Annotated in this window: 14 protein-coding genes; 4 read left to right on the top strand and 10 right to left on the bottom strand. The window is 58.2% G+C overall.

Annotated elements, in window-relative coordinates; all coding sequences use genetic code 11:
• Positions 1-54 precede the first annotated feature (54 nt).
• The 8 genes from JOE39_RS13495 to JOE39_RS13460 all read right to left on the bottom strand — a co-directional run bounded on the left by JOE39_RS13495 (position 55) and on the right by JOE39_RS13460 (position 8952).
• On the bottom strand, positions 55-789 hold the full coding sequence (locus JOE39_RS13495; RefSeq protein ID WP_003363626.1) for an amino acid ABC transporter ATP-binding protein: 735 nt from the start codon (positions 787-789) through the stop codon (positions 55-57).
• Entirely contained in the window at positions 786-1451 is a 666-nt protein-coding gene (locus JOE39_RS13490) for an ABC transporter permease subunit (protein ID WP_002554865.1), read from the bottom strand. The genes JOE39_RS13495 and JOE39_RS13490 overlap by 4 nt, the downstream gene beginning before the upstream one ends.
• Positions 1452-2198 carry an amino acid ABC transporter permease gene (locus JOE39_RS13485; protein WP_003418523.1) on the bottom strand — a complete coding sequence of 249 codons (747 nt, stop codon included), beginning with the start codon at positions 2196-2198 and terminating at the stop codon, positions 1452-1454. It lies immediately after the preceding gene.
• 129 nt (positions 2199-2327) lie between these two features.
• A complete protein-coding gene (locus JOE39_RS13480; RefSeq protein ID WP_024663847.1) occupies positions 2328-3269 on the bottom strand; it encodes a glutamate/aspartate ABC transporter substrate-binding protein in 942 nt (313 codons plus the stop codon).
• Positions 3270-3614: 345 nt separating this feature from the next.
• A complete protein-coding gene (gene glpD, locus JOE39_RS13475; RefSeq protein ID WP_210078641.1) occupies positions 3615-5153 on the bottom strand; it encodes a glycerol-3-phosphate dehydrogenase in 1539 nt (512 codons plus the stop codon).
• A gap of 520 nt (positions 5154-5673) precedes the next feature.
• Positions 5674-6429: a DeoR/GlpR family transcriptional regulator gene (locus JOE39_RS13470; RefSeq protein WP_003363617.1), complete on the bottom strand. Its 756-nt coding sequence runs from the start codon at positions 6427-6429 to the stop codon at positions 5674-5676.
• A 99-nt stretch (positions 6430-6528) separates the two neighbouring features.
• Positions 6529-8034 carry a glycerol kinase GlpK gene (gene glpK, locus JOE39_RS13465; RefSeq protein WP_003405430.1) on the bottom strand — a complete coding sequence of 502 codons (1506 nt, stop codon included), beginning with the start codon at positions 8032-8034 and terminating at the stop codon, positions 6529-6531.
• A 60-nt stretch (positions 8035-8094) separates the two neighbouring features.
• Positions 8095-8952: an MIP/aquaporin family protein gene (locus tag JOE39_RS13460; protein ID WP_004389876.1), complete on the bottom strand. Its 858-nt coding sequence runs from the start codon at positions 8950-8952 to the stop codon at positions 8095-8097.
• 353 nt (positions 8953-9305) lie between these two features.
• Between JOE39_RS13460 and ybaK the strand changes: the two genes are divergently transcribed.
• Positions 9306-9776 carry a Cys-tRNA(Pro) deacylase gene (gene ybaK, locus JOE39_RS13455; RefSeq protein WP_004389877.1) on the top strand — a complete coding sequence of 157 codons (471 nt, stop codon included), beginning with the start codon at positions 9306-9308 and terminating at the stop codon, positions 9774-9776.
• A gap of 8 nt (positions 9777-9784) precedes the next feature.
• Here the strand turns inward: ybaK and JOE39_RS13450 are convergent, their stop codons facing one another.
• Together JOE39_RS13450 and argF are read right to left on the bottom strand one after the other, a co-directional pair.
• Positions 9785-10858 (bottom strand): ABC transporter ATP-binding protein, encoded by a 1074-nt coding sequence (locus tag JOE39_RS13450; RefSeq protein WP_096114254.1) that lies wholly within the window; start codon positions 10856-10858, stop codon positions 9785-9787.
• Entirely contained in the window at positions 10855-11775 is a 921-nt protein-coding gene (gene argF / locus JOE39_RS13445; protein WP_003428811.1) for an ornithine carbamoyltransferase, read from the bottom strand. The genes JOE39_RS13450 and argF overlap by 4 nt, the downstream gene beginning before the upstream one ends.
• Before the next feature lie 452 nt (positions 11776-12227).
• Here argF and JOE39_RS13440 point away from each other — a divergent pair, with 452 nt between their 5' ends.
• The 3 genes from JOE39_RS13440 (at position 12228) to grxD (ending at position 15177) form a co-directional block, all read left to right on the top strand.
• Positions 12228-12521 (top strand): hypothetical protein, encoded by a 294-nt coding sequence (locus JOE39_RS13440; RefSeq protein ID WP_003428809.1) that lies wholly within the window; start codon positions 12228-12230, stop codon positions 12519-12521.
• A gap of 132 nt (positions 12522-12653) precedes the next feature.
• A complete protein-coding gene (locus JOE39_RS13435) occupies positions 12654-14762 on the top strand; it encodes a molybdopterin oxidoreductase family protein (protein ID WP_210077239.1) in 2109 nt (702 codons plus the stop codon).
• Between the two features lie 88 nt (positions 14763-14850).
• Complete coding sequence (gene grxD, locus JOE39_RS13430; RefSeq protein WP_002554852.1) at positions 14851-15177, top strand: Grx4 family monothiol glutaredoxin; 327 nt, start codon at positions 14851-14853, stop codon at positions 15175-15177.
• Positions 15178-15182: the final 5 nt, after the last annotated feature.

The following is a 15182-nucleotide window of genomic DNA, read 5'->3' as shown; positions in this document are numbered from 1 at the left end:
CGTCCTGGACCGAACAGCTGCCCGCTGATAGGCGGACAGCCGTCAAGCTATTGCCTAGTGCTGAAGGATCTTGGCGAGGAATTGCTGGGCGCGTTCCGAGCGTGCGCTGACGTCACCGAAAAACTCTTCCTTGGCGCAGTCTTCGACGATCTGTCCCTTGTCCATGAAAATCACCCGGTTGGCGACTTTGCGGGCGAAACCCATCTCGTGGGTCACGCACATCATGGTCATGCCTTCCTGGGCCAGTTGCACCATCACATCGAGCACTTCATTGACCATTTCCGGGTCGAGTGCGGAAGTGGGCTCGTCGAACAGCATGACCACCGGGTCCATCGCCAGCGCGCGCGCGATGGCGACACGCTGTTGCTGCCCACCGGAAAGCTGCCCGGGATGCTTGTGCGCATGCTCGGAAAGACCGACGCGCTCAAGCAGCTTCAGACCCTTCTCGGTGGCTTCGGCCTTGCTGCGGCCCAGCACCTTGATCTGCGCGATGGTCAGGTTTTCGACAATGCTCAGGTGCGGGAACAGTTCGAAGTGCTGAAACACCATGCCGACCCGCGAGCGCAGCTTGGGCAGGTTGGTCTTCGAATCGGAGATTGATGTGCCGTCGACGACGATATCGCCTTTCTGAAACGGTTCCAGTGCGTTCACGCATTTGATCAGGGTCGACTTGCCGGAGCCGGACGGGCCGCACACCACAACTACTTCGCCCTTGCTGACCTCGGTGCTGCAATCGGTCAGTACCTGGAAGTCCCCATACCACTTGTTGACGTTTTTGATGGAAATCATACGGCAAACCTTTTTTGCAGACGCTTCACCAGCAGCGAGGCGGCAAAGCTGATCGTGAAATACACCAGACCGGCAATGATCAGGAACTCGTTGGCGCGCCCGATGATGTCGCCACTGGAGCGCGATGCGTTGAGAAAATCGACGAGGCCGACGGTGTACACCAGAGAGGTGTCCTGAAACAGAATGATGCTCTGTTGCAGCAGCAGTGGGGTCATCTTGCGAAACGCCTGGGGCAGGATGATCAGTCGCATCATCTGCGAGTAGTTCATGCCCAGCGCCTGAGCAGCGCCCATTTGCCCCTTGGAGATCGACTGCACACCAGCACGGACGATTTCGCAGAAGTACGCGGCTTCGAACATCATGAAGGCCACGACGCACGAGGCGAACGCACCGATGGGCGTGTCTTCACCGGTAATCCAGCGCAGCACGAACGGCACGGCCAGATAGAACCAGGTGATCACCAGTAGCAGCGGGATCGAACGAAAGTAGTTCACGTAGGCACCGGCCACATTGGCCAGCAGCTTGTTCGATGACAGGCGCATCAGCGCCAGCAGCGTGCCAAGCACCAGGCCGCCGACGACACCCATCGCCATCAGCTTGAGGGTCATGACCATGCCGTTCCACAGGCCGGGAATGGCCGGAACGATTCCAGTGAAGTCCATTTATTTGCCCCCCAGTGAGATGAGTCCCGGTACGGCGACTTTCTTCTCGATCGCACGCATCAGCAGCATCAGGCTCATGTTCAGCGTGAAGTAGATGAGCGTCGCGAGGGTGAAGGCCTCGAACAGGTTGGCGGAGAACTCGGCGGTTTGTTTGGTCTGTGCGAGCAGCTCCATCAGGCCGATCAGTGACGCTACCGATGAGTTCTTGAACACGTTCAGGAATTCGGAGGTGAGCGGCGGAATAATGATCCGGTAAGCCTGCGGCAACAGCACGTTCCAGTAGATCTGTGGCAGCTTGAAGCCCATGGCGCGGGCGGCCGATTCCTGGCCCTTCGGCAGTGCTTCAATGCCGGTACGCACCTGTTCGCAGACCCGTGCAGCGGTGAACAGGCCGAGGCAGACCACGACGCTGAGGAACGCGGAGGTGGTCGGGTTCAGGTCTTGCTTGTACCACTCCTGCAGGTTTTCCGGCAGCAGGTCGGGCACCAGGAAGTACCAGATGAACAGCTGCACCAGCAGTGGCACGTTACGGAAGATTTCCACGTATACCGTGGCGATGCCCGACACCAGACGGTTTGGCACGGTGCGCATGACGCCCAGCACCGAACCCAGTATCAGGGCAATGATCCAGGCAATGACAGCAATGGCGATGGTCCAGCCCAGACCGGAGATGAACCAGTCCAGATAGGTCTCGCTGCCGACGCCGGTAGACTTGAAGAATACGCCCCAGTCCCAGTTGTAATTCATCAGGGTCTCCCCCTCTTTTTCTATTTATATCGAGATGCACGCACTGTCGGATGCCGAGAGTGAGGGGCCGGTCCCGAACAGTTTTGCCTGCTCGGGATGCGTTCAGTTCAGGCTGGCTGAACCGGCTACTCAGACTTTCTTGTCGCTAGCTTTGTCGTCAGCCGCTTTATCGTCAGCAGCTTTGTCGGTCGGGTTACCGATGAGCTCCTTGAACTCGTCGCTCATCTGGAAATTCAGGTTCAGACCTTTCGGAGGGACAGGAGACATGAACCATTTGCTGTAGATGTTGTTGATTTCGCCGGATTTGAAGGTGGCAACAATCGCGTCATCCACTGCCTTCTTGAACGGGGCATCGCCCTTGCGGACCATGCAGCCGTATATTTCGTAGGATTGTGCCGTGCCGGTCACTGCCCAGTCGTCCGGCTTCTTGGCCTTGGCCATTTCGCCTGCCAGCAGCGCGTCGTCCATCATGAAGGCGACTGCACGGCCGGACTCGAGCATCTGGAAGGATTCACCGTGGTCTTTGGCGGAGATCACGTTCATGCCCATCTGCTTGTCAGCGTTCATCGCCTTGAGGATGCGCTCGGAAGTGGTGCCAGCCGTGGTCACGACGTTCTTGCCTTTCAGGTCATCGAAGTCCTTGTAGCTGGAATCCTTTTTCGACAGCAGACGCGTGCCGACTTCGTAGATGCCGACGGAGAAATCAACCTGCTGCTGACGCTCGACATTGTTGGTGGTCGAGCCACATTCCACATCGACGGTGCCGTTCTGAACCAGCGGGATACGGGTCTGCGAAGTCACCAGGTTGTACTTGACCTTGAGGTCAGGCATGTCCAGGTCTTTCTTGATGGCTTCGACAATTTTCAGCTGGATATCGTGGGAGTAGCCCATCGGCACGCCAGAGGCATCAGCGATGTAGGAAAACGGGATGGAGGCGTCACGATGGCCCAGCGTGATGGTGCCGGATTCCTTGATCTTCTTCAGGGTGCCAGTGAGTTCGGCGGCGAAAACCGGCGTGCTGATCAGAGCGGCAGCGATGGCTGCGCCCAACAGGTGGGGAACGATGCGCATGGTTGAGTCCTTGATTTCATTTTTATTGATGGGGCCGTAATCAGAGTCGGCCCGCTTCTTGGCGAATGCTTCAACGGCGTCCACATCCAGACACACGCCCTCGTCGAAACGCTCGGTTCAGAATCTAGAGCATGAGTCGTGCCAAGCAGTTTTAATAATTCAAGCAACTGAATTTAAAAGGTTTTTTAAAGTTGGCTATGGTGCCGCGGACCGAGGCGTCCGGGAAACCGAATAAGGCGGGGTAGACTGTTCGGGAAACCGAATGGAATGGGTTATGCGGGAGGAGGGGAGCAAGGAGAGAAGCCTGTTCACCGCGCAATGGGTGAACAGGTTGCGGGCGGATTATCAGGCCGCTTCGAAAGAGGCTTTGTTGCGCACCACTGTTTCCAGGTAGCTGCTCACGGCGGTCTGCTCCTCAGGCGTCGTGAACAAGCCGAGTTTGGTGCGACGCCACAGGATATCTTCGATGCTGGTGGCCCATTCCTGGTCGCACAGGTAATCGACCTCGCGGGTATACAGGCCTGCACCCAAATGCTGACCAAGGTCTTCCAGGCTTTGAGCACCCTCCAGCAAGCGCCAGCTGCGGCTGCCATAGGTGATCGACCAGCGCTTGGCAATAGAGGCAGGGAGCCAGCTGCAGCGACGGGTCATTTCTGTTGCCAGCGCTTCGGCGGTGGTCATGTCTTCGCCACCCGGCAGGGCAGCCTTGGCCGTCCAGCTCGGTTTCATCTGCTTGAAGAACGGTGCCAACTGCGCCATCGCCGACTCGGCCAGTTTGCGGTAGGTGGTCAGCTTGCCGCCAAACACCGACAGAATTGGCGCTTCGTCAGCGCCGCCTGACAAGGAAAGTGTGTAATCACGGGTAATGGCGGACGGATTATCGGACTCGTCATTACACAATGGGCGCACGCCAGAAAACGTGTGGAGCACGTCTGCGCGACTCAACTGTTTCTTGAAGTGGTCATTGGCCACTTTCAGCACGTAATCCATCTCGCCTTCAGTGATATCCACCTTGTTCGGATCACCCTGATACTCACGGTCGGTGGTGCCGACGATGGTGAAGTGCTCCAGGTACGGAATCGTGAACACGATGCGCTTGTCTTCGTTCTGCAGAATAAACGCGTGCTCACCTTCGTACAGTTTCGGCACGATCAGGTGGCTGCCTTGAATCAGGCGGATGCCGTAAGCCGAGTCGAGTTTCAGGTCTTCACGTATGAACTTGGCCACCCATGGGCCTGCCGCATTGACCAATGCCTTGGCATGGATCGAAAACAGGCTGCCGTCGCTGCGCTCCAGATGCAGATGCCACAGGCCCTTGATACGACGGGCGCTGACACAACGGGTCTGAGTATGAATGTGCGCACCGTTTTCACGAGCGGACATGGCGTTGAGCACGACCAGACGTGCGTCGTCGACCCAGCAGTCGGAATATTCGAAACCGCGGGTGATGCTCGAGTTGAGCGGGCTGTCTGCACCGAAATGGATGGTTCGCGATGCTGGCAGCTTTTCGCGCTTGCCGAGGTTGTCATAAAGGAACATCCCGGCACGAATCATCCAGGCCGGACGCAGGTGCGGGCGATGAGGCAGCACAAAGCGCATTGGCTTGACGATGTGCGGTGCTTTGGCAAGCAGCACTTCACGTTCTGCCAAGGCTTCACGCACCAGGCGGAACTCGTAGTGCTCCAGATAGCGCAGGCCCCCATGAATCAGCTTGCTGCTGGCCGAGGACGTGTGGCTGGCCAGGTCGTCCTTTTCGCACAGAAAAACCGAAAGGCCGCGACCGGAGGCATCCGCTGCGATACCGACACCGTTGATGCCACCGCCAATAACGGCAATGTCGTAGACCTCTGAGAGGGGCGGGGTTGGCACATTGGTGTGGGGCATTGGTGGCCTCCTGGACAATTCGTGAGCAGTGCTCGAAAGGCGAATCTGAACATTAATGTTCATTTTCGAAAATCATAGCTCAATAAAATGACCCTTGCTAGCACGTATCGATTGAAAATACTGATGATGGAGTCAGTAAAAGAACAAATATGAACATTGTAGGGCGGGATTTTTTGCCGGGAGGATGGATGCATAGCCTGTACGAAGTTGCTCTGGCTCACAGGTCTGCGCTGCATCGCTGAGGCAGGAGAGGACGCAGAGCGTCCGGAACGGCATACCCACGCGAAGCATGGGCACGATGGTGTTCTTGCGTACACCTATCGTTTCTCACGCTCCAGCGTGGAAATGCCTTGGGTGACGCTCCGCGTCACAGATGCATGCCGCGCCATACATCCACAAGTCTTGTGGGAGAGAGCTTGCTCGCGAATAGGCCGGTACAGGCGCCAGAAAATAGGGCGCTCGATGCACCGTCTTCATGAGCAACGCGGACCGCCGCGCGAACACCGCTCGCGCCTGACAATCACACCACTTCCAGACGAATCTTGTGCTGATTCAGCAACTGCTGCAGCGCGGGTACCGGTGGCTGATCGGTGACCAGGCAATCGATGAGGGTGATCGGCCCCAGGCGGACCATGGCGTTGCGTCCGAACTTGCTGGAATCAGCCGCCAGCAGCACTTTGCGAGCGTTGGCGATGATCGCCTGGGACACCCTCACTTCCTGGTAATCGAAATCCAGCAGGCTGCCGTCTTCGTCGATACCACTGATGCCCACCAGGGCAAAGTCCACTTTGAACTGGGTGATGAAGTCGATGCTGCCCTGGCCCACAACGCCGCCGTCACGCCGCACATTGCCGCCTGCTATTAGCACCTCGAAATCATCCTTGGTGCTGAGGATCGACGCCACATGCAGGTTATTGGTGATGATCTTCAGGTTGTTGTGGTTGAGCAAAGCACGTGCGATGGATTCGGTGGTGGTGCCGATATTGATGAACAACGAGGCGTTGTCCGGGATCTGCGCGGCGATGGCCTCGGCGATCCGTTGTTTTTCGTCGCGCATCTGGTCCGCACGCATGGCGTAGGCGGTATTTTCGATGCTGGAGTCATAGGCTGCGCCGCCGTGGTAGCGGCGCAACAGGTTCATTTCCGCCAATTGATTGATATCACGGCGAATGGTTTGTGGGGTCACGACGAACAGCGTCGCCATCTCCTCGATGCTGACATAACCACGGTCACGGACCAGTTCGAGGATCTGTTGTTGGCGGGGAGGCAGGTTCATTGTTTTTCCTTGGGCGCCCTCTACAAATGGCGCCCATCATGCCGCAGGAAAGTGCAACCTGTCAGCCGGAATCCTGCTCCCCTCCTTACAACAGCACTGTCACTCTTCGTTTTCGTGCGGTTCCCAGTCACGAGTACGCGCGACTGCTTTCTGCCAGCCTGCGTAAAGTTTTTCGCGATGCGCTTCTTCACACGATGGCTCGAACACACGCTCGATCACGGCCTTGTTACGCAACTCGTCCAGGCTGCTCCAGAAACCAATTGCCAGACCGGCCAGGAAGGCTGCACCCAGTGCCGTGGTTTCACGCATCTGCGGACGCTCGACGTGGGTGCCGAGGATGTCTGCCTGGAACTGCATCAGGAAGTTGTTGGCCACTGCACCACCGTCCACACGCAGCGACTTGAGGCGTTCGCCGGAGTCCTGCTGCATGGCATCGAGCACGTCGCGGGTTTGATAGGCGATGGATTCCAGCGCTGCACGAATGATGTGATCGACTTTCACGCCACGGGTCAGACCGAACAATGCGCCTCGTGCGTAGGGGTCCCAATAAGGTGCGCCCAGACCCGTGAACGCCGGCACTAGGTATACGCCGTTGCTGTCCTTGACCTTGCCGGCGAAGTATTCGGTGTCCAGTGCGTCGTTGATGAGCTTGAGTTCGTCGCGCAGCCATTGCACGGTCGAGCCACCGTTGAAGACCGCGCCTTCCAGCGCATAGGCCACTTCACCACGCGGGCCACAGCCGATAGTGGTGAGCATGCCGTGCGCCGATTTCACGGCTTTCTTGCCGGTGTTCATGAGCAGGAAGCAGCCAGTGCCATAGGTGTTCTTGGCCTGGCCGGGTTCGACACACATCTGGCCGAACAACGCTGCCTGCTGGTCGCCGGCAATACCGGCGATCGGGATGCCGCTCTTGCTGTGGCCGTAAACTTCGGAGGAGGCTTTGACCTCAGGGAGCATCTCGCGCGGGATGTCCAGCACGTCGAGCATGCGCTGATCCCATTCCAGCGTATGGATGTTGAACAGCATGGTCCGCGAGGCGTTGGTGTAGTCGGTGACGTGAACCTTGCCGCCGGTGAATTTCCAGATCAGCCAGGTATCGATGGTGCCGAACATCAGCTCGCCTTTACGGGCGCGCTCGCGGCTGCCTTCAACGTTGTCCAGGATCCACTTGACCTTGGAACCGGAGAAGTACGGGTCAATCACCAGACCTGTGGTGTCCTTGATGTACTCCTCAAGACCGTCGCGCTTGAGTTGCTGGCAGATCTCGGTGCTGCGGCGGCACTGCCAGACGATGGCGTTGTAGATAGGGCGGCCGGTGTCGCGCTCCCAGATGACCGTGGTTTCACGCTGGTTGGTGATGCCGATGGCGGCAATCTGGTTGTGGTGCAGATCGGCCTGCGCCAGTGCCTTGGTCATGCAGGCAGTCTGGGTGGCGAAGATTTCCATAGGGTCATGTTCGACCCAGCCTGCCTGCGGGTAATGCTGGACGAATTCGCTTTGGGCAGTGCTCACCACGTTGGCGTCGCGGTCGAAGATGATGGCGCGCGAGCTGGTGGTGCCCTGGTCAAGAGCAATGATGTAGTTCTTGTTCTGTGTGTCAGTCATTTCGATTGCCTTGCATTATTGGGTGGGATTCAGTTGTGTGAGATTCAAATTGAGTGACATTCAAGATGAAACCTGAACTTTGCCGCGAACCACAGGAGCCTCTTTTTCATGTTCAACAGGAGCGGCACTTGGCAGATGACGCGCGATCAGCGCGCGGTAGCCAGCAGCACCAAGGCAGGCACCCAGAATGGGCGCAAAAATCGGAACCAGGAAATAAGGAATGTCGCGACCGCCGGTGAAGGCCATTTCACCCCAGCCAGCGAAGAACGTCATCAGCTTCGGACCGAAGTCGCGCGCCGGGTTCATGGCGAAACCGGTCAGCGGCCCCATCGAACTACCGATCACGGCTACCAGCAGGCCGATCAGCAAGGGTGCCAGCGGGCCGCGCGGCAAACCATTGCTGTCATCGCCCAAGGCCATGATCACACCCATCAGAATGGTAGTGATGACCACTTCGACCAGGAAGGCCTGACCGACTGAAATGGCCGGATTTGGATATGTCGAGAACACCGACGCCAGTTCAAGACTCTGCTCGCTGCCGCGAATGATGTGGTGAGCATGTTCGAAGTCGAAAAAAAGGCTGATGTACAGCAGGTACACCAAACCCGCTCCGCAGAACGCGCCTGCGATTTGCGCGGAGATATAAAAGGGCAATTTACGTTTTTCAAAACCGGCGAACAGACTCAGCGCGATGCTGACGGCCGGGTTGAGATGCGCACCTGAAATGCCGGCGCTGAGGTAGATCCCCATGCTGACGGCCATACCCCAGATGATGCAGATTTCCCAAAGACCGAAAGTGGCGCCCGCGACCTTGAGCGCTGCAACACATCCTGTGCCGAAAAAAATCATCAGGGCGGTGCCAAGAAATTCAGCCACACATTGCCCGGTGAGCGTCGGTTGTTTTAGTGCGATGGACATGGATACCTCATTTTTTGTTTTTGTCTCGGCACCCTGAGACAGGCGTGGGTGCTCGTTATTCGTGCGTCTCAGAAAAAACCCCATTTCTGATCGCCGTTGCGAGTTATACCGAAAAATCGCTTTCGATAATATTCGTAAACGAAAAAATATAGGCAAGAAACACCGCTGTCAAAGGTCGGAACCGAACGGTCAGTAAATCGCCAGCACCCCGCAAGGACCCGGCAAGACCGCTTTATACCGGGGAATTCAGGCTGTTGCCAAAAGGCCATCAGTGTCGCAGGTGGCGTGAATCAAGGCATGTTCACTTTACTTCGCTTAAAGTGATGGGCATTCGGAACCTTTTGGAGCGTTGCATGACACCCGCACTGGATTTGCTGAAAAAAAACCGCGCCGAACATCGCATTCACAGTTATGAACATGATCCGAAAGCGCCGTCATATGGGCTGGAGGCAGCGGAAAAGCTGGGTCTGGAGCCTGCACAGGTTTTCAAGACGCTGCTCGCCAGTACCGAAAAAGGTGAGTTACTGGTCGCCGTCGTGCCAGTCGTCGGAACACTTGATCTAAAGGCGCTGGCGCAGGCTGCCGGGGCGAAAAAAACCGAAATGGCTGACCCTGCGGCGGCGCAACGTTCGACGGGTTACCTGTTGGGTGGCATCAGTCCCTTGGGCCAGAAAAAGCGTCTGCGCACCTTTATCGACGAAACTGCCCAGCGCTTTGACAGCATTTATGTCAGTGCCGGGAGGAGGGGGCTTGAGGTCGAGCTTTCGCCAGCAGTGCTGGCTGAACATACCCAGGCCAGGTTTGCCCAGATCGGCAGGGAATGATTCGCGCCTCAGCTATTGAGCGTATGCACGGCCACGCTGCCGGGTGCCGGGAACAGCACCAGATGCTCTGCTGCCACACGAATACCGACTTCCTCACCCTGGCCGTGGTCGGCGTGGCTGGGGAAAATGGCTTCCAGTTGACTGCCGGTCGACAGTTGCAGGCGGTACAGGGTCGAGGCGCCCTGAAACGTTCGGCCGATGACCCGTGCTTTCAGGTCGCTGTGCGGCGCGTAGACGATATCGTCAGGGCGTAACAAGACATCCACAGCGGTGCCACTGACGCCCGGGTATGCCCGGTTGCCGAGCAATACGCCGAGTTCGGTATGCACCGATTGCGGGTCCATCATCTGCCCGCGAATGAAATAGCCTTGGCCGATGAAGCTGGCAACGAATGGCGTGCGCGGCTCGTGGTAGAGATTGTAAGGCGTGTCCCACTGTTCCAGGCGTCCCTCCTTGAATACGCCTACGTGATCGCTGACGGCAAAAGCCTCTTCCTGATCATGAGTCACCAGAATCGCGCTGGTGCCACGCGCCTTGAGAATATCGCGCACCTCATGGCTCAGGCGCCGACGCAACTCGCCGTCCAGATTGGAGAACGGCTCGTCGAGCAGCAGCAGTTGTGGCTCGGGTGCCAAGGCTCTGGCCAGCGCCACTCGCTGTTGCTGCCCACCGGACAGCTCGTGAGGATAGCGCTTGCCCAGCGCGCCGAGGTTGACCAGTTCAAGCAACTCGGCGATCACCTGATCCAGGCGCGGGTGGTTGCGAATGCCGAATGCGATGTTCTCGGCGACGCTTAAGTGCGGGAACAGCGCGTAATCCTGAAACACCATGCCGATGCGGCGTTTCTCCGGCGGCAGGGTCCAGCCCGGACGGGAGATCACTTCTCCCGCCAGAGTGATCTCGCCCGCATGGATCGGTTCGAAACCGGCAATGGCGCGCAGTGTGGTGGTCTTGCCGCAGCCAGACGAGCCCAGCAGGCAGCCGATGTCACCCGCGTTGAGGTGCAGGTTCAAGTCCTGCACCACGCGCTGGTTCTGGTAGCCGCAAGCGAGGTTGCGCAGGTTCAGCAGCAACGGGTTCATGCGGGCTGGCAGGACGGCGCGACGAGAAACTCCAGCAGCGCTTTCTGCGCGTGCAAGCGATTTTCGGCCTGATCCCAGGCGACCGAGCGTGCATCATCCAGCAGGTCGACACTGATTTCTTCGCCGCGATGAGCTGGCAGGCAGTGCATGAACAGCACGTCCTTGTCAGCCAGGTCGAGCAGGGCGCGCGTGACCTGAAACGGCGCGAACAATTTCTTGCGCCGAGCGGTTTCCTCTTCCTGACCCATGGAGGTCCACACGTCGGTGCTGACCAGATGGGCGCCCTCAACTGCGGCTTTCGGATCGCGGACCACGGTGACACGCTCGCCAGCCAATGCCAGGAACTCGGCGTTTGGCTCGTAGCCGGCAGGGCAGGCCACACGCAACTGGAAGTCGAATTGAATCGCCGCTTCTATATAGCTGTTGCACATGTTGTTGCCATCGCCTATCCAGGCAACGGTCTTGCCCTGGATCGAGCCGCGATGCTCCAGGAAAGTCTGCATGTCGGCGAGCAACTGGCACGGGTGCAGATCATCGGACAGACCGTTGATGACCGGCACGCGTGAATTGGCCGCGAATTCGGTCAGATTGCTGTGCGCATAAGTACGGATCATGACTGCATCCAGCATGCGCGACATCACTTTCGCGCTGTCGGCAATCGGCTCGCCGCGGCCCAACTGGGTGTCTCGATGCGACAAAAAGATGGCCTGGCCACCGAGCTGAATCATCCCTGCTTCAAAAGAAAGACGGGTACGTGTCGAGGATTTCTCGAAAATCATCCCCAATACCCGGTTCTTCAGCGGTTCAAAAAGTACACCGCGATTTCGCAGGTCTTTAAGCTCTACGCCACGACGGATCAAGCCCAAGAGTTCATCCGGGGTGTAATCCATCATCGAGAGAAAGTGCCTGGCGTTCATGATTAACTACCTTTTCTGCAACAGACCGCAGGTTATCAAAGCCGGTTTTTATCGATAAAACGGGCGAGACCTGCGGCGGAAGCCGCACGGGGCGACGAATAAGAAAGGCGCGATAGTATAAAAAAATGTCGCGTCTTACCAATAGCATGCGTTTTTCTGAAACATGGTTACTACTGGCGTCCCGTATAGAAGGGGCGCCGTTATTCTGTGTTGACGGGGCAAAACTGGCTACGCTGTGAAGGTTGACAGCCATCTGCACGTTTTCCGAAGGCAGCATTTGTACACTGCCCAAATAGCGCTTGGCAATTAGTACCAATCCTGTAACAGTCCACGTTTGCGCGGCCGTCGCCTGATGGGATGCGCCTCACGGGCTTGAAACAGGGACCGTTTCTTTAATCTCGGGCGTGGGTTATAAATCGTTGCCGATACATTACTGATCAAGGGGTGGGGGAATGGACTCAAAAGAGCATCAATTAACGGAGTTGCTCGGGCTCACCGCCCGCACGCTTACCCATCTGACAGCCTCGATGACCTCGATGTCTTTCGAACTGCTGCGCAGCGAGGACGAAGTCACGCGTACCGCGGGGCGGCGCATGATTGATCGCATGGCCACCATCAGCTCAGGCCTCGACGAGCACTGGCGCTTGATCGGCGATCTGACCGGCGTCCACCTGGCGCAGGAACAGGTCGAAACCGTGGCTGAAATCCAGCAACAGCGCAAGGTCGTGACGCCTATCGGCGGTTGATTCGGCCAACTCATCCGCGCGCCTGATGCCCCTCGATTCACGGGCCGAACATCAGTGGCGCGGGGCATGGCAAGGCAGCATAGTGAGTGTTCGGCAATCAACCGGATTGCCATGACAAGATCTGAGGCTGTGATGACCCGGACTGAACACTACCGAGCCTGCCACCTGTGCGAGGCCATTTGCGGTCTTGTGATCGAGACCGTCGTGGAGGCGGATTCTGCGCCGCGTATTACCTCGATCAAGGGCGACCCGCTGGACACGTTCAGCCGCGGTCATATCTGCCCCAAGGCGGTTGCGCTGCAGGACATCCAGAACGACCCTGATCGCTTGCGGCAGCCGATGCTGCGCAGCGGTGATCAATGGCAGCCGATTGCCTGGCAGCAGGCCTTCGATCTGGTGGCGGAGCGGCTTTACGCCATTCAGCAGCGCCATGGGCAAAACGCGGTGGCGGTCTATCAGGGCAACCCCAGCGTGCATAACTACGGGTTGATGACGCACAGCAATTACTTTCTCGGCCTGCTCAAGACCCGCAATCGTTTTTCGGCGACGTCGGTCGATCAGTTGCCGCATCACCTCACCAGTTTCCTGATGTATGGCCACGGCATGCTGTTGCCGATTCCGGATATTGATCACACCGACTTCATGCTGATTCTCGGCGGCAACCCGTTGGCGTCCAATGGCAGCATCATGACGGTACCGGATGTTGAAAAACGTCTGAAAGCAATCCAGCAGCGCGGCGGCAAACTGGTGGTCATCGACCCGCGGCGCAGTGAGACGGCTGCCATCGCTGACCAGCATCTGTTCGTACGCCCGGGCGGTGATGCGGCGTTGCTGTTCGGGCTGCTCAATACGCTGTTCGAGGAGGGGCTGACCCGCGAGAGCCATTTGCCCTTCGACGGCCTGGAGCGGGTTCGCCACGCCATTGCCGGTTTTACTGCCGAGGCCATGAGCCCGCGCTGCGGTATCGCTGCCGGGCAGATCCGGCAACTGGCGCGGGATTTCGCGGCCGCTGACAAGGCGGTGTGTTATGGGCGAATGGGCGTGTCGACTCAGACCTTCGGCACGCTGTGCCATTGGCTGGCACAACTGATCAATCTGGTGACTGGCAACCTGGACCGTGTGGGTGGCGCACTCTGTACAGAGCCCGCCGTCGACCTCGTCAGCTCGACATCCGGCGGTCATTTCAATCTGTGGCAAAGCAGGGTGTCCGGCCTGCCGGAGTATGGCGGGGAGTTGCCGGTCTCGGCGCTGGCCGAGGAAATGCTCGTGGAGGGGGAGGGGCAGGTTCGCGCGTTGGTGACCGTTGCGGGTAATCCGGTTCTGTCGACGCCCAACGGCCGTCAGCTGGAGCAGGCGCTCGAAGGGCTTGAGTTCATGCTCAGCATCGATCTTTACATCAACGAGACCACTTGCCACGCCGACTTGATCCTGCCGTCCACCTCGGCACTGGAAAATGATCACTACGACACCACCTTCAACACCTTGGCTGTGCGCAACGTCACGCGCTTCAATCGGGCTATTTTCGACAAGCCCGAAGGTGCGCTGCACGACTGGGAGATCTTCGTCGGGCTGGCCAGCGCCTTTGCCGCCAAGGCCGAGCGGGCGCTGAAACCCACTTTGCCGCCTGCGCAGATGATCGATCGCGGGCTGCGTGCAGGCTTCTATGGCGACGCATCACCCCATAAGCTGTCACTGGAAACCCTGGACAGTCATCCGCACGGTCTTGATCTGGGGGCTTTGAAGGCTAATCTTGCACAGCGTCTGAAGACCGCCAATGGCCGCATCCAGGCCGCGCCTGAGGTGATCATGGCCGACCTGGCGCGCTTTGCAGCCGAGTCTGCTCCCCAGGCCGGTGAGTTACTGCTGATTGGCCGCCGGCATGTGCGCAGTAACAACTCATGGATGCACAACTACCATCGGCTGGTGAAGGGCAAACCCCGGCATCAACTGTTGATGCATCCTGACGATCTCGCGTGCCGTGGTCTGAGTGACGGCCAGCAGGTCCGGGTCAGCTCCCGGGTCGGGATGATCGAGGTTCAGGTGCTGGGCAGTCTGGACATGATGCCGGGGGTGGTCAGCCTGCCGCACGGTTGGGGGCATTCACGTGCAGGAGTAAAAATGGCGATCGCGCAGAGCCTGCCCGGCGTCAGTGCCAATGACCTGACCGACGAACGGCAACTCGACGCGCTGTCCGGCAACGCGGCGTTGAACGGCGTACCGGTGCACGTCGTGGCGTGTTAAGCCTCAAGACAGAGCGTCATGCTCGGGATTTCGTTACAATGCGCCACCGTGCCGACAACTGAGTCGGATATTTCAGCCGAGGTGCTCCATGGATATCATCGAAACGATCAAAGAGCAGATTGCCAACAACACCATTCTGCTTTATATGAAAGGCGCTCCGAACGCTCCGCAATGCGGCTTTTCGGCCAAGGCTTCCCAGGCATTGATGGCGTGTGGCGAAAAGTTTGCCTACGTCGACATTCTGCAAAACCCTGAAATCCGCGCCAACCTGCCAAAGTACGCCAACTGGCCGACTTTCCCGCAACTGTGGGTTGCCGGTGAGCTGGTCGGTGGTAGCGACATCATCACCGAGATGATGGCTGACGGTTCGCTGCAGACGTTGGTCAAGGAAGCATCCGCCGCCAAGGCCGAGTAAAGCCT

The organism is Pseudomonas sp. PvP100 (assembly GCF_017833055.1).
Classification (GTDB): domain Bacteria; phylum Pseudomonadota; class Gammaproteobacteria; order Pseudomonadales; family Pseudomonadaceae; genus Aquipseudomonas; species Aquipseudomonas syringae.
The sequence above is the reverse complement of the archived record's forward strand: the minus strand, read 5'-3'. Positions and strand labels throughout refer to the sequence as shown.

Bases quoted from the DNA above. Each gene is read 5' to 3' on its own strand.
- JOE39_RS13450 (WP_096114254.1), bottom strand. From the start codon at position 10,858: ATGAACCCGTTGCTGCTGAACCTGCGCAACCTCGCTTGCGGCTACCAG.
- glpK (WP_003405430.1), bottom strand. From the start codon at position 8,034: ATGACTGACACACAGAACAAGAACTACATCATTGCTCTTGACCAGGGC.
- argF (WP_003428811.1), bottom strand. From the start codon at position 11,775: ATGAACGCCAGGCACTTTCTCTCGATGATGGATTACACCCCGGATGAA.
- JOE39_RS13495 (WP_003363626.1), bottom strand. From the start codon at position 789: ATGATTTCCATCAAAAACGTCAACAAGTGGTATGGGGACTTCCAGGTA.
- JOE39_RS13470 (WP_003363617.1), bottom strand. From the start codon at position 6,429: ATGAACCTGCCTCCCCGCCAACAACAGATCCTCGAACTGGTCCGTGAC.
- glpD (WP_210078641.1), bottom strand. From the start codon at position 5,153: ATGCCCCACACCAATGTGCCAACCCCGCCCCTCTCAGAGGTCTACGAC.
- JOE39_RS13485 (WP_003418523.1), bottom strand. From the start codon at position 2,198: ATGAATTACAACTGGGACTGGGGCGTATTCTTCAAGTCTACCGGCGTC.
- JOE39_RS13490 (WP_002554865.1), bottom strand. From the start codon at position 1,451: ATGGACTTCACTGGAATCGTTCCGGCCATTCCCGGCCTGTGGAACGGC.
- grxD (WP_002554852.1), top strand. From the start codon at position 14,851: ATGGATATCATCGAAACGATCAAAGAGCAGATTGCCAACAACACCATT.
- JOE39_RS13480 (WP_024663847.1), bottom strand. From the start codon at position 3,269: ATGCGCATCGTTCCCCACCTGTTGGGCGCAGCCATCGCTGCCGCTCTG.
- ybaK (WP_004389877.1), top strand. From the start codon at position 9,306: ATGACACCCGCACTGGATTTGCTGAAAAAAAACCGCGCCGAACATCGC.
- JOE39_RS13440 (WP_003428809.1), top strand. From the start codon at position 12,228: ATGGACTCAAAAGAGCATCAATTAACGGAGTTGCTCGGGCTCACCGCC.
- JOE39_RS13460 (WP_004389876.1), bottom strand. From the start codon at position 8,952: ATGTCCATCGCACTAAAACAACCGACGCTCACCGGGCAATGTGTGGCT.
- JOE39_RS13435 (WP_210077239.1), top strand. From the start codon at position 12,654: ATGACCCGGACTGAACACTACCGAGCCTGCCACCTGTGCGAGGCCATT.